This is a genomic window from Streptomyces sp. JLBT605 (genome assembly GCF_058215555.1).
Map to the genome: position 1 here is coordinate 2,694,287 of NZ_CM177087.1, position 12,002 is coordinate 2,706,288.

Sequence of the window (12,002 nt, forward strand, 5' to 3'; positions counted from 1 at the left end):
GGCCGGGGCTTGGGTTCCAAGCCCCGGCCAGGCCCGTCAGACCTCTTCGACGCTGCTCGGCTCGCGCCGGGACAGGTCGATACCGAGCTCCTCCGCAGCGCGGAAGACGTCCTCGTCGGTGTCACGCATCTCGATGGACATGCCGTCCGAGGACAGCACCTCCACGTTGAGGCACAGGGACTGCATCTCCTTGATGAGCACCTTGAAGGACTCGGGGATGCCGGGCTCCGGGATGTTCTCGCCCTTGACGATGGCCTCGTAGACCTTCACGCGGCCGGTGACGTCGTCGGACTTGATGGTCAGCAGCTCCTGGAGGGCGTACGCGGCGCCGTAAGCCTCCAGCGCCCACACCTCCATCTCACCGAAGCGCTGGCCACCGAACTGAGCCTTACCACCCAGCGGCTGCTGGGTGATCATCGAGTACGGGCCGGTGGACCGGGCGTGCAGCTTGTCGTCCACCAGGTGGTGCAGCTTGAGGATGTACATGTACCCGACCGAGATCGGGTCCGGGAACGGCTCGCCGGAGCGGCCGTCGAACAGCCTCGCCTTACCGGACGGCAGCACCAGCCGGTCGCCGTCGCGGTTCGGGATCGTGGACTCGAAGAGACCCGCGATCTCGTCCTCGCGCGCACCGTCGAAGACCGGGGTGGCGACGTTGGTGCCGGGAGCGACGTCGTCGGCGCCGATCGCCTGCAGACGCTGCATCCACTCCTCGCTGCCCTCGACCTTCCAGCCCCGGGAGGCGAGCCAGCCGAGGTGGATCTCCAGGACCTGTCCCGGGTTCATTCGGGACGGGACACCGAGCGGGTTGAGGATGATGTCGACCGGGGTGCCGTCCTCCAGGAACGGCATGTCCTCGACCGGCAGGATCTTCGAGATGACGCCCTTGTTGCCGTGACGGCCGGCGAGCTTGTCACCGTCGGTGATCTTGCGCTTCTGCGCGACGTAGACGCGGACCAGCTGGTTCACGCCCGGCGGCAGCTCGTCGCCCTCCTCGCGGTCGAAGACGCGGACGCCGATGACCTTGCCGGTCTCGCCGTGCGGCACCTTCAGCGAGGTGTCACGGACCTCACGGGCCTTCTCACCGAAGATCGCGCGGAGCAGGCGCTCCTCCGGGGTCAGCTCGGTCTCACCCTTCGGGGTGACCTTGCCGACCAGGATGTCGCCGGCGATGACCTCGGCGCCGATGCGGATGATGCCGCGCTCGTCGAGGTCGGCCAGGACCTCCTCGGAGACGTTCGGGATGTCCCGGGTGATCTCCTCGGGGCCGAGCTTGGTGTCACGGGCGTCGACCTCGTGCTCCTCGATGTGGATCGAGGAGAGGACGTCGTCCTGCACCAGGCGCTGGCTGAGGATGATCGCGTCCTCGTAGTTGTGGCCCTCCCACGGCATGAACGCCACGAGGAGGTTCTTGCCGAGCGCCATCTCGCCCTCGTCGGTGGACGGACCGTCGGCGAGGACCTGGCCCTCGACGACCCGCGCACCCTCGTCCACGACGACCTTCTGGTTGAAGGAGGTGCCCTGGTTGGAGCGGGAGAACTTGGCCACCCGGTAGGTGGTGTAGGTGCCGTCGTCGTTGGCCACCGTGACGTAGTCGGCGGAGACCTCCTGGACGACACCGTCCTTCTCGGCCTTGATGACGTCGCCGGCGTCGACCGCGCAGCGGTACTCCATGCCGGTGCCGACCAGCGGCGCCTCGGCCTTGATCAGCGGGACGGCCTGGCGCATCATGTTCGATCCCATGAGCGCGCGGTTGGCGTCGTCGTGCTCGAGGAACGGGATCATGGCGGTCGCGACCGACACCATCTGGCGCGGCGAGACGTCCATGTAGTCCACGTCGGCCGGGGCCACGTAGTCGATCTCACCGCCGCGGCGGCGGACCAGGACGCGGGCTTCCTCGAAGCGGTTGTCCTCGGTCAGCGGCGCGTTCGCCTGGGCGATGACGAAGCGGTCCTCCTCATCGGCGGTGAGGAAGTGCACCGTCTCGGTGACGACACCGTTCTCGTCGACCTTGCGGTACGGGGTCTCGACGAAACCGAAGGCGTTGACCCGGCCGTAGGAGGCGAGCGAGCCGATCAGACCGATGTTCGGGCCTTCAGGGGTCTCGATCGGGCACATGCGGCCGTAGTGCGACGGGTGGACGTCACGGACCTCGAAGCCGGCCCGCTCACGGGAGAGACCACCCGGACCCAGCGCCGACAGACGACGCTTGTGGGTCAGGCCCGACAGCGGGTTGGTCTGGTCCATGAACTGGGACAGCTGGCTGGTGCCGAAGAACTCCTTGATGGAGGCGACGACCGGCCGGATGTTGATCAGGGTCTGCGGCGTGATCGCCTCGACGTCCTGGGTGGTCATCCGCTCGCGGACGACGCGCTCCATACGGGCCAGACCGGTGCGGACCTGGTTCTGGATGAGCTCGCCGACGTTGCGCAGGCGGCGGTTGCCGAAGTGGTCGATGTCGTCGGTCTCGACGACGATCGAGTTGCCGTTCTCGCCGACCGTCTCGCTCTCGCCCGCGTGCAGCTTGACCAGGTATTTGATCGTCGCGATGACATCGTCGACGGTCAGCACACCGGCGTCCAGCGGAGCGTCCGCGCCCAGCTTCTTGTTGACCTTGTAGCGGCCGACCTTGGCCAGGTCGTAGCGCTTGGGGTTGAAGTAGAGGTTCTCCAGCAGCGTCTGGGCGGCCTCACGCGTCGGCGGCTCGCCCGGACGCAGCTTGCGGTAGATGTCGAGCAGCGCGTCGTCCTGGCCCTGGGTGTGGTCCTTCTCCAGGGTGGCGCGCATCGACTCGTACTCGCCGAACTCCTCGAGGATCTGCTCGGTGGTCCAGCCGAGCGCCTTGAGCAGGACGGTGACGGACTGCTTGCGCTTGCGGTCGATACGGACACCGACCATGTCGCGCTTGTCGACCTCCATCTCCAGCCAGGCACCCCGGGAGGGGATGATCTTGGCGGTGAAGATGTCCTTGTCGGAGGTCTTGTCGATCTGGCTGTCGAAGTAGACGCCCGGCGAGCGGACCAGCTGCGAGACGACGACACGCTCGGTGCCGTTGATGCAGAAGGTGCCCTTGTTGGTCATGAGCGGGAAGTCGCCCATGAAGACCGTCTGGGACTTGATCTCACCGGTCTCGTTGTTGGTGAACTCCGCGGTGACGAAGAGCGGGGCCGCGTACGTGAAGTCGCGCTCCTTGCACTCGTCGATGGAGTTCTTCGGCGGCTCGAAGCGGTGGTCACGGAAGGTCAGCGACATCGACCCGGAGAAGTCCTCGATCGGGGAGATCTCCTCGAAGATCTCCTCCAGACCGGACTTGGTGGGGACGTCCTGACCACTGTCCAGCGCAGCCTCGACGCGAGCCTTCCAGGCGGCATTGCCGAGCAGCCAATCGAAGCTCTCGGTCTGCAGCGCGAGGAGGTTCGGAACCTCGAGGGGCTCCTTGATCTTCGCAAAGGAGATGCGCAGCGGGGCGGTGCTGGCGCCGTTGTTCGTATTGGCGGTCGAGGCGTTGCGCGAGGCGGCCAAGAGGGGGTCCTTCCGAGGGCTCGGACTCACTACGCGCGTACCGGTCCCACCATGAACACAAGGACGGAAATCCCAGGTCAGGGCATTTCTATCGGCTGTGCTCGACGGTGGGCATGCCCCTGGTGACGGGCAGGGGGCAGCTAACAGGCAGCGCAAAGGGTCAGTGTAGCCACTTGGCCCACTGATGTCCAGGGCAGGGTCTTCCAAGACCGGTGCGCTGCTCCCACCTCTTCCTCCGGAAGGTGCATCCCGATACTGCCCACTTCACGTGCGATCCATGCCTCGGACTTACGGATCGTGTGTCGTCGCGTCCTGAGAATTGCGCGCTGCGTGCCGTTCGTCAAGGCCCCCACAAGCGCGTGGATCCTCACAGGGTGTGGCGGTGACCAACGAAGATCACCCTACCCGGCGGGACGCGGAAGGCAACGCAGCCGTCCCGGGAACGCCGAAGGGCGACCACCCCAACGGGTGATCGCCCTTCGTACGATCGAGTCAGAGACTCACCAAGGTCACTTGACCTCGACGGAGGCGCCGGCGCCCTCGAGGGCCTCCTTGGCCTTGTCGGCGGCGTCCTTGGCGACCTTCTCCAGGACCGGCTTCGGGGTGCCGTCGACCAGGTCCTTGGCCTCCTTCAGGCCCAGCGAGGTCAGCTCACGCACGACCTTGATGACCTGGATCTTCTTGTCGCCGGCGCCGGTGAGGATGACGTCGAACTCGTCCTTCTCCTCGACGGCCTCGGCGGCGGCGCCACCAGCGGCACCGGCAACGACGACCGGCGCGGCGGCGGCGGCGGTGACGTCGAACTTCTCCTCGAAGGCCTTCACGAACCCGGAGAGCTCGATGAGGGTCATCTCCTCGAACTGCGCGAGCAGCTCGTCCTGGGTGAGCTTCGCCATGATGGCGGTCCTTCCACTAAATCGGCAGGTGCCGGATGTACATGTCGGCGGGCGTGCGGCCCGCTGCGATCAGGCCGCCGCTCTTATGCGGCGCTGATCAATGCGCGAGCCGAATTACTCGGCACCGCCCTGCTCGGCCTGCTTGGCGCGAAGCGCGTCCGCGGTGCGGACGAGCTTCGACGGCAGCGCCTGGAAGACAGAGGCAGCCTGGGACTGCTTGCCCTTCATGGCACCGGCCAGCTTGCTGAGCAGAACCTCGCGGGACTCGAGGTCCGCAAGCTTCTTGATCTCGTCAGCCGAGAGCGGCTTGCCGTCAAGCACGCCGCCCTTGATGATGAGGTTCGGGTTGTCCTTGGCGAAGTCACGAAGACCCTTCGCCGACGTCACCGGGTCACCGGTGACGAAGGCAACCGCCGTCGGGCCAGCGAAGAGCTGGTCCTCGAGCGTGATCCCGGCCTCGTTGGCCGCAATCTTGGTCAGCGTGTTCTTCACCACGGCGTACTGGGCGTTCTCACCGAGCGAACGGCGCAGCTGCTTGAGCTGTGCCACGGTGAGACCGCGGTACTCGGTCAGCACGGCGGCGTTCGAGCTGCGGAACTTGTCCGTCAGCTCGGCAACCGCGGCAGCCTTGTCGGGCCTCGCCATGAGCCTCGGCCTCCTTCCGGGTGATTCGGACCGCATAGCGTCGGGAAGGGGCCTGTACACAACGAAACGCCCCGGCGCAGGCGCACGGGGCGTTACTCGACCGCGTCGGACCGAGGTCCGTTCGCGGGAGTGTGTCCACAGTCACCTGCGCAGGTCGCCCGCAGCTAGCGGATCCTTCGGCCGCCGTGCTTCTCGCGAAGACACAGCAACGACCAGCGGTCTTTGGCTTCCGTGGCAGATTACGCGAACGGTCCTCGGCCAGGCAAATCGATCGTGGACTACTGCTGCGGGAGGGCGTCCTCGAAGTTCAGCGTGTCCGAGACCGGCGGCTCCTCCACGGTGACCTGGGTGCCGTAGTCCGAGTAGTAGACCGTGGAGTCGAAGACGCCGGCGTTGTTCTTGCCGTACTCACGCTTCTTCACCAGCAGGTTGTTCCCATCGATCCACAGGTCGATGGTCTCGGTCTCGGTGCCGGTCTGCTGCAGCTGCTGCTGGAGCTTGTTCAGGTCGTCCTGGGTGAGCTCCTTGGACTGCATCTTCGCCAGGTCCGCCACCTTGAGCGTGCCGGTGTAGTGGGTGGCCTGGACGCCCTTGACGTCCTCCTGGCCGACCGCCTTCACCTGGCCGGTGGCCATCAGCAGCTCCACCGAGCGGGCCGGGTTGTTGTTCTGCAGCTGGTCCTTGAGGAAGGCGCCGGCCGGGCCGCCCTTCTGGGCCAGGATGTCGTAGTCGTACTTCACCCAGTGCTTGCCGCCCGACTCCGCGGTGGCGGCGAAGGCGTCACCGAGGTTCATGTACATGGCCTCGGTGGTGTAGCGGGCGTCCATCGGCTTGCCGTCCATGGGCGAGCCCGTGACCTGGCCGCCGGACTGGGTGATGGTGAGGTTGGCGCGCATGCCGCCACCGGACCACTCCATGTCGCCGGTCATCGTGGAGTCGGTCCCGGCCATCTTGTTGACGCCCTCGACCTTGGCCGAGTCCTGCTTCCCGGTGCTCTCGGAGGCCAGCTTCAGCGCGGCGATGGCGCTGCCGCCCGGGACGCCGCCCTTCTGGCCGCTCGGCTGGCTGGCGCCGCCGCTCTTGTCGTCCTTGTCGTCGTCTCCGCCGCAGGCGGTGAGACCGAAGGACAGGACGACACCGCCGGCGAGCGCGGCTATACGGATTCCCATGCGTGACGTACGCACAAGCCCCCCTCTTTACCTTGCCTTGACAACTCGCCGAGAACTCTAGCGGAGCGGGCCCGGCTCGCGACCCGCCCGGCGATGTGCTTGACAAAACAGGTACAGGGTTGGGACAGAACGGCGACGGGCCCCACACCCGTGAGGGGTGTGGGGCCCGTGGTGAACGCTGTGCGCCCGCCGAATGCCGTCAGATCAGACGGCCTCGTCCTCGACGAGGAGGTTGCGGGTGCGGTTCGAGTCGACCGGGATGCCGGGGCCCATCGTGGTGGTGATGGTGGCCTTCTTGATGTACCGGCCCTTGGCGGCGGACGGCTTCAGACGGAGGATCTCGTCCAGCGCCGCCGCGTAGTTCTCCACCAGCTTGGTGTCGTCGAACGAGACCTTGCCGATGATGAAGTGCAGGTTCGAGTGCTTGTCGACACGGAACTCGATCTTGCCGCCCTTGATGTCGGTGACAGCCTTGGCGACATCGGGGGTCACGGTGCCGGTCTTCGGGTTCGGCATCAGACCACGCGGACCGAGCACGCGGCCCAGGCGGCCGACCTTGCCCATGAGGTCCGGGGTGGCGACGACGGCGTCGAAGTCCAGACGGCCCTTGGCGACCTCGTCGATCAGTTCGTCGGAGCCGACGATGTCGGCGCCCGCGGCCTCCGCGGCCGCAGCACGGTCACCGGTCGCGAAGACCAGGACCCGGGCGGTCTTACCGGTGCCGTGCGGAAGGTTCACGGTGCCACGGACCATCTGGTCGGCCTTGCGCGGGTCGACACCCAGGCGGAAGGCGACCTCGACGGTGCCGTCGAACTTGGTCGAGGAGGTGTCCTTGGCGAGACGGACGGCCTCGAGCGGGGCGTACAGACGCTCCCGGTCGATCTTCGCGTCCGCGTTGCGAAGAGTCTTGCTGCGCTTCACTGCTGCTCCTGCTGTTCAGGGATGGAGTCGTGGTCCGGGCCAGCGCCTGGCCCTGCCACTGAAGTACGGGGCTGAGATCAGCCTTCGACCGTGATGCCCATGGAGCGGGCGGTGCCGGCGATGATCTTCTCGGCGGCGTCCAGGTCGTTGGCGTTCAGGTCGGGCATCTTGGTGGTGGCGATGTCGCGGACCTGGTCGCGGGTGATCTTGGCGACCTTGGTCTTGTGCGGCTCGCCGGAGCCCTTCTCCACACCCGCGGCCTTGAGGATCAGCTTCGCGGCCGGCGGAGTCTTGGTGACGAAGGTGAAGGAACGGTCCTCGTAGACCGTGATCTCCACCGGCACGACCATGCCACGCTGCGACTCGGTCGCGGCGTTGTAGGCCTTGCAGAACTCCATGATGTTGACGCCGTGCTGACCCAGCGCGGGGCCGACCGGCGGGGCCGGGTTCGCGGCGCCGGCCTGGATCTGGAGCTTGATGAGCCCCGTGACCTTCTTCTTCTTGGGAGGCATTGCTCTCTCCGGGTCCTAGTGAGAGTTTTCCGCCTGCAACCGGATCATCTGGATGCAGGCATACCGCACAACGATAACGGGTACCTTCGCGCGGCCAAAAACCGAGCAGGTCAGACGGGCTGTGGAAGCCGGTCTGACCTGTTCGGACGTTCGGGTTCGATCAGTTCTTCTGGATCTGGTCGAAGCTCAGCTCGACCGGGGTCTCGCGGCCGAAGATCTCCACGAGGCCCTTGACCTTCTTGGAGTCGGCGTTGATCTCGTTGATCGTCGCCTGGAGGGTCGCGAAGGGGCCGTCGGTGACGGTGACCGAGTCGCCGACCTCGAAGTCCAGCACCTGGACCTCGACCTTGCGGCTGGGCGCCGGCCGGCCCTCTGCCTCGGCGGCCTCCTTGGCGGCCTTCGCCTCGGCCTCCGGGGCGAGCATCTTGACGATCTCGTCCAGGGTCAGCGGGTACGGGTCGTAGGCGTTGCCGACGAAGCCGGTGACGCCCGGCGTGTTCCGCACCACGCCCCAGGACTCGTTCGTCAGGTCCATGCGGACCAGGACGTAGCCGGGGAGCTTGTTCTGCCGGACGGTGCGGCGGTCGCCGTTCTTGATCTGGACGACCTCTTCCTGCGGCACCTCGGCCTGGAAGATGTAGTCCTCGACGTTCAGCGAGACGGCGCGCTGCTCGAGGTTGGTCTTCACGCGGTTCTCGTAGCCCGCGTAGGTGTGGATGACGTACCACTCGCCGGGCAGGCCGCGGAGCTCCTGGCGGAGGGCCTCGACCGGGTCGACGACGGTCTCCTCGGTGGCCTCGGCCTCGTCGTCCGACTCCTCGTCGGCCGACTCATCCGACGCGTCGGCGGGCTCGGTCTCCTCCGCGTCCTCGGCGGCGTCCTCGTCCTCGTCGGACGAGTCGTCCTCGGCGTGGAGCGCTGCCTCCTCGGCGGGGCTGCCCGCGGCAGCATCGGCAGCCTCGGCCTGGTCCTCGTCGGCCGCCTCGACGATGTCGAGCTCGTCCTCGACGGACTCGACGGACTCGACGGCGTCGTTCACGTTCGGGTCAGACACGGTGGCTGCTTCTTCCTGGCTTCAAGGGGTGGAACGAGCGAAGGGACGGCTCACCCGTGAGCCGTCCTCGCGAGGGATCAGCCGAAGACGTACTTGACGGCGTTGCTGAACCCATAGTCAATCAGGGTGACGAGACCGATCATGATCGCAACAAAGAGGATCACGACGGTGGTGTACGTCGACAGCTGGTTGCGCGTGGGCCAGACGACCTTGCGCAGCTCCGCGACAACCTGACGGTAGAAGAGCGCGAGGCGGCCGAAGGGGCCCTTCTTCCCGCGCTTGCCTCCGCGGCGGCCCTTCTTGGCCGCGACATCGTCCTGAGGCCGACCGCTTTCAGGCGTCGCGGTGGAGCCAAGGGCTTCCGTCACTCATCCTCACCTGAATCCGGGTCGTGGCCGAGCCGCGTCCGGCCCGGCCGTACAGCGGTGCATATTTTTCGTACGCGCGCACGCACCGAGCGATGATGCGTGTAGCAGGGCCGGAGGGACTTGAACCCCCAACCGCCGGTTTTGGAGACCGGTGCTCTACCAATTGAGCTACGACCCTTTGCGGCTGAACCCAACGTACCGCATCCAGCCCGGAGCACGGAGTGTGCGGGGCGGAACGGATGTTGGTGGCCAACGACGCATGAGCATACGTGGTGAAGCGCCCCGCGTCGAACGAGAAGCGTTTCTCGGCCTGTGAAAGCGTGTGCCGGGCCGCCGGGGCGTCTGCGACGATGCCCCTATGACCGCTGCGACTCCTTCCGCTTCCTCACCCACCGAGCGCCGGGTATCGGTCCGGATCGGATCGATCTCCGAGTCCGCCACCCTCGCCGTCGACGCCAAGGCGAAGGCCCTCAAGGCCGCAGGCCGCCCGGTGATCGGCTTCGGCGCCGGCGAGCCGGACTTCCCGACCCCCGACTACATCGTCGAGGCCGCCGCGAACGCCTGCCGCGACCCGAAGATGCACCGCTACACGCCGGCCGGCGGCCTTCCCGAGCTCAAGGCCGCGATCGCCGCGAAGACGCTCCGCGACTCCGGCTACGAGATCGAGGCGTCGCAGGTCCTGGTGACCAATGGCGGCAAGCAGGCGATCTACGAGGCGTTCGCCGCGATCCTGGACCCGGGTGACGAGGTCATCGTCCCGGCCCCTTACTGGACCACCTACCCCGAGTCGATCCGCCTGGCCGGCGGTGTGCCGGTGGAGGTCGTGGCCGACGAGACCACCGGCTACCGCGTCTCCGTGGAGCAGCTGGAGGCCGCGCGCACCGAGAACACCAAGGTGCTGCTCTTCGTCTCCCCGTCGAACCCGACCGGCGCGGTCTACTCCCGGGAGCAGACCGAGGCGATCGGCCGCTGGGCCGTCGAGCACGGCCTGTGGGTGCTGACCGACGAGATCTACGAGCACCTGGTCTACGGCGACGCGGCCTCCGTCTCGCTGCCGGCCCTGCTGCCCGAGCTGCGCGACAAGTGCATCGTGGTCAACGGTGTCGCCAAGACGTACGCGATGACCGGCTGGCGGGTGGGCTGGGTCATCGGCCCGCAGGACGTGGTGAAGGCCGCGACCAACCTCCAGTCGCACGCGACCTCCAACGTCTCGAATGTGGCGCAGATCGCAGCGCTGGCGGCCGTCTCGGGTGACCTGGACGCGGTCGCCGAGATGCGGAAGGCGTTCGACCGGCGCCGTCAGACGATCGTGCGGATGCTGAACGAGATCGACGGCGTGATCTGCCCGGAGCCCCAAGGCGCGTTCTACGCCTACCCCTCGGTGAAGGGCCTGCTGGGCAAGGAGATCCGCGGCAAGCGCCCGCAGAGCTCGGTGGAGCTGGCCGCGCTGATCCTCGACGAGGTCGAGGTCGCGGTGGTCCCCGGTGAGGCGTTCGGCACCCCCGGCTACCTGCGGCTTTCGTACGCGCTGGGTGATGAGGACCTGGTCGAGGGCGTCTCCCGGATCCAGAAGCTGCTCGCCGAGGCGCGCGACTGACGCACGCCGGCCGATGAGTCGATGAGTCGATGAGTCGATGAGTCGATGAACATGGTGCGGGGCCTTCCGGGGCCCCGCACCGTCGTATGGGGCCGCACCGTCATTCGGGAAACCCCCCGTCCGGGTAATTCCCCTTCCCGGCGGCCATCCGATACGGCAAGATCTTGGGATGTTGCAGTCCCCTGGGGACCGTCCCCCGCACCCCCGCAATTCCGTCGGCACGCCCTCGCGGGAGCGGCGCAGAGATCTGCGTCTGCTGCCCAAGGCGCATCTGCATCTGCACTTCACCGGGTCGATGCGGCCCGGCACCCTGCTGGAGCTGGCCGACAAGTACGGCGTGCACCTGCCCGAGGCGCTCAAGGGCGGTGAGCCGCCCGAGCTGCGCGCCACCGACGAGCGCGGCTGGTTCCGCTTCCAGCGGCTCTACGACATCGCCCGGTCCTGTCTGCGTGAGCCGGAGGACATCCAGCGGCTGGTGCGCGAGGCCGCCGAGGAGGACGTCCGGGACGGCGCCGCGTGGCTGGAGATCCAGGTCGACCCCACCTCGTACGCCCCGCGGCTGGGCGGGCTGATCCCGGCCCTGGAGATCATCCTGGACGCGGTGGAGCGCGCCTCCCGCGACACGGGCCTGGGCATACGCGTCCTGGTCGCGGCCAACCGCATGAAGCACCCGCTGGAGGCGCGGACCCTGGCCCGGCTGGCGGTGCGCTTCCGGGACCGGGGGGTCGTCGGCTTCGGGCTGTCCAACGACGAACGCCGCGGCTTGGCTCGCGACTTCGACCGGGCGTTCGCCATCGCGCGGGACGGCGGGCTGCTGGCGGCGCCGCACGGCGGCGAGCTCTCCGGTCCGAGCAGCGTCCGGGACTGCCTGGACGACCTGGGCGCGGCCCGGGTGGGACACGGGGTGCGCGCGGCTGAGGACCCGCGGCTGCTGCGCAAGCTGGCGGAGCGCGGGGTGACGTGCGAGGTGTGCCCGGCGTCCAATGTGGCGCTGGGGGTGTACGAGAAGCCGGAGGACGTGCCGCTGCGCACGCTCTTCGACGCCGGGGTGCCGATAGCGCTGGGCGCGGACGACCCGCTGCTGTTCGGCTCGCGGCTGGCCGCGCAGTACGAGCTGGCGCGGGAGCACCACGGTTTCACCGACGTGGAGCTGGCGGAGCTGGCGCGGCAGTCGGTGCGGGGGTCGGCGGCGCCGGGGGATGTGGCCGGGCGGCTGCTGGGCCGTATCGACGCGTGGCTGGCGGACGGGCACGGCTCCGACGTCGCCTGAGGGCGTTGCCGCGCCCCGTCGTGCGTTGCCGCGCCTGCGGCGGACCTT

General features: G+C 67.7%; 10 protein-coding genes and 1 tRNA gene. 2 read left to right on the forward strand and 9 right to left on the reverse strand.

Annotated elements, in window-relative coordinates; all coding sequences use genetic code 11:
* Positions 1-36: 36 nt before the first annotated feature.
* The 9 genes from rpoB to AC4BDD_RS11815 form a co-directional block, all read right to left on the reverse strand.
* On the reverse strand, positions 37-3,522 hold the full coding sequence (gene rpoB, locus AC4BDD_RS11775; RefSeq protein WP_490690949.1) for a DNA-directed RNA polymerase subunit beta: 3,486 nt from the start codon (positions 3,520-3,522) through the stop codon (positions 37-39).
* A gap of 509 nt (positions 3,523-4,031) precedes the next feature.
* Positions 4,032-4,418: a 50S ribosomal protein L7/L12 gene (gene rplL / locus AC4BDD_RS11780; RefSeq protein WP_490690950.1), complete on the reverse strand. Its 387-nt coding sequence runs from the start codon at positions 4,416-4,418 to the stop codon at positions 4,032-4,034.
* A gap of 114 nt (positions 4,419-4,532) precedes the next feature.
* Positions 4,533-5,063 (reverse strand): 50S ribosomal protein L10, encoded by a 531-nt coding sequence (gene rplJ / locus AC4BDD_RS11785; protein WP_490690951.1) that lies wholly within the window; start codon positions 5,061-5,063, stop codon positions 4,533-4,535.
* A gap of 278 nt (positions 5,064-5,341) precedes the next feature.
* Positions 5,342-6,247 carry an SCO4651 family lipoprotein gene (locus AC4BDD_RS11790; RefSeq protein ID WP_490690952.1) on the reverse strand — a complete coding sequence of 302 codons (906 nt, stop codon included), beginning with the start codon at positions 6,245-6,247 and terminating at the stop codon, positions 5,342-5,344.
* A gap of 189 nt (positions 6,248-6,436) precedes the next feature.
* On the reverse strand, positions 6,437-7,153 hold the full coding sequence (rplA, locus tag AC4BDD_RS11795) for a 50S ribosomal protein L1 (protein WP_490690953.1): 717 nt from the start codon (positions 7,151-7,153) through the stop codon (positions 6,437-6,439).
* Between the two features lie 77 nt (positions 7,154-7,230).
* Positions 7,231-7,665: a 50S ribosomal protein L11 gene (gene rplK, locus AC4BDD_RS11800; protein WP_030412999.1), complete on the reverse strand. Its 435-nt coding sequence runs from the start codon at positions 7,663-7,665 to the stop codon at positions 7,231-7,233.
* A 160-nt stretch (positions 7,666-7,825) separates the two neighbouring features.
* A complete protein-coding gene (nusG, locus tag AC4BDD_RS11805; protein WP_490690954.1) occupies positions 7,826-8,719 on the reverse strand; it encodes a transcription termination/antitermination protein NusG in 894 nt (297 codons plus the stop codon).
* 77 nt (positions 8,720-8,796) lie between these two features.
* Positions 8,797-9,087 carry a preprotein translocase subunit SecE gene (secE, locus tag AC4BDD_RS11810; protein WP_490690955.1) on the reverse strand — a complete coding sequence of 97 codons (291 nt, stop codon included), beginning with the start codon at positions 9,085-9,087 and terminating at the stop codon, positions 8,797-8,799.
* 105 nt (positions 9,088-9,192) lie between these two features.
* Positions 9,193-9,265 (reverse strand) — tRNA-Trp (locus tag AC4BDD_RS11815).
* 180 nt (positions 9,266-9,445) lie between these two features.
* Between AC4BDD_RS11815 and AC4BDD_RS11820 the strand changes: the two genes are divergently transcribed.
* Both AC4BDD_RS11820 and AC4BDD_RS11825 read left to right on the forward strand, forming a co-directional pair.
* Positions 9,446-10,684, forward strand: a complete 1,239-nt coding sequence (locus tag AC4BDD_RS11820; RefSeq protein ID WP_490690956.1) for a pyridoxal phosphate-dependent aminotransferase — start codon at positions 9,446-9,448, stop codon at positions 10,682-10,684.
* 169 nt (positions 10,685-10,853) lie between these two features.
* Positions 10,854-11,954 (forward strand): adenosine deaminase, encoded by a 1,101-nt coding sequence (locus AC4BDD_RS11825; RefSeq protein ID WP_490690957.1) that lies wholly within the window; start codon positions 10,854-10,856, stop codon positions 11,952-11,954.
* Positions 11,955-12,002 lie beyond the last annotated feature (48 nt).

Excerpts from the sequence above, each read along its gene's own strand:
- rplL (WP_490690950.1), bottom strand. The coding sequence starts at position 4,418 with ATGGCGAAGCTCACCCAGGACGAGCTGCTCGCGCAGTTCGAGGAGATG.
- rplJ (WP_490690951.1), bottom strand. The coding sequence starts at position 5,063 with ATGGCGAGGCCCGACAAGGCTGCCGCGGTTGCCGAGCTGACGGACAAG.
- rplK (WP_030412999.1), bottom strand. The coding sequence starts at position 7,665 with ATGCCTCCCAAGAAGAAGAAGGTCACGGGGCTCATCAAGCTCCAGATC.
- AC4BDD_RS11820 (WP_490690956.1), top strand. The coding sequence starts at position 9,446 with ATGACCGCTGCGACTCCTTCCGCTTCCTCACCCACCGAGCGCCGGGTA.
- AC4BDD_RS11825 (WP_490690957.1), top strand. The coding sequence starts at position 10,854 with ATGTTGCAGTCCCCTGGGGACCGTCCCCCGCACCCCCGCAATTCCGTC.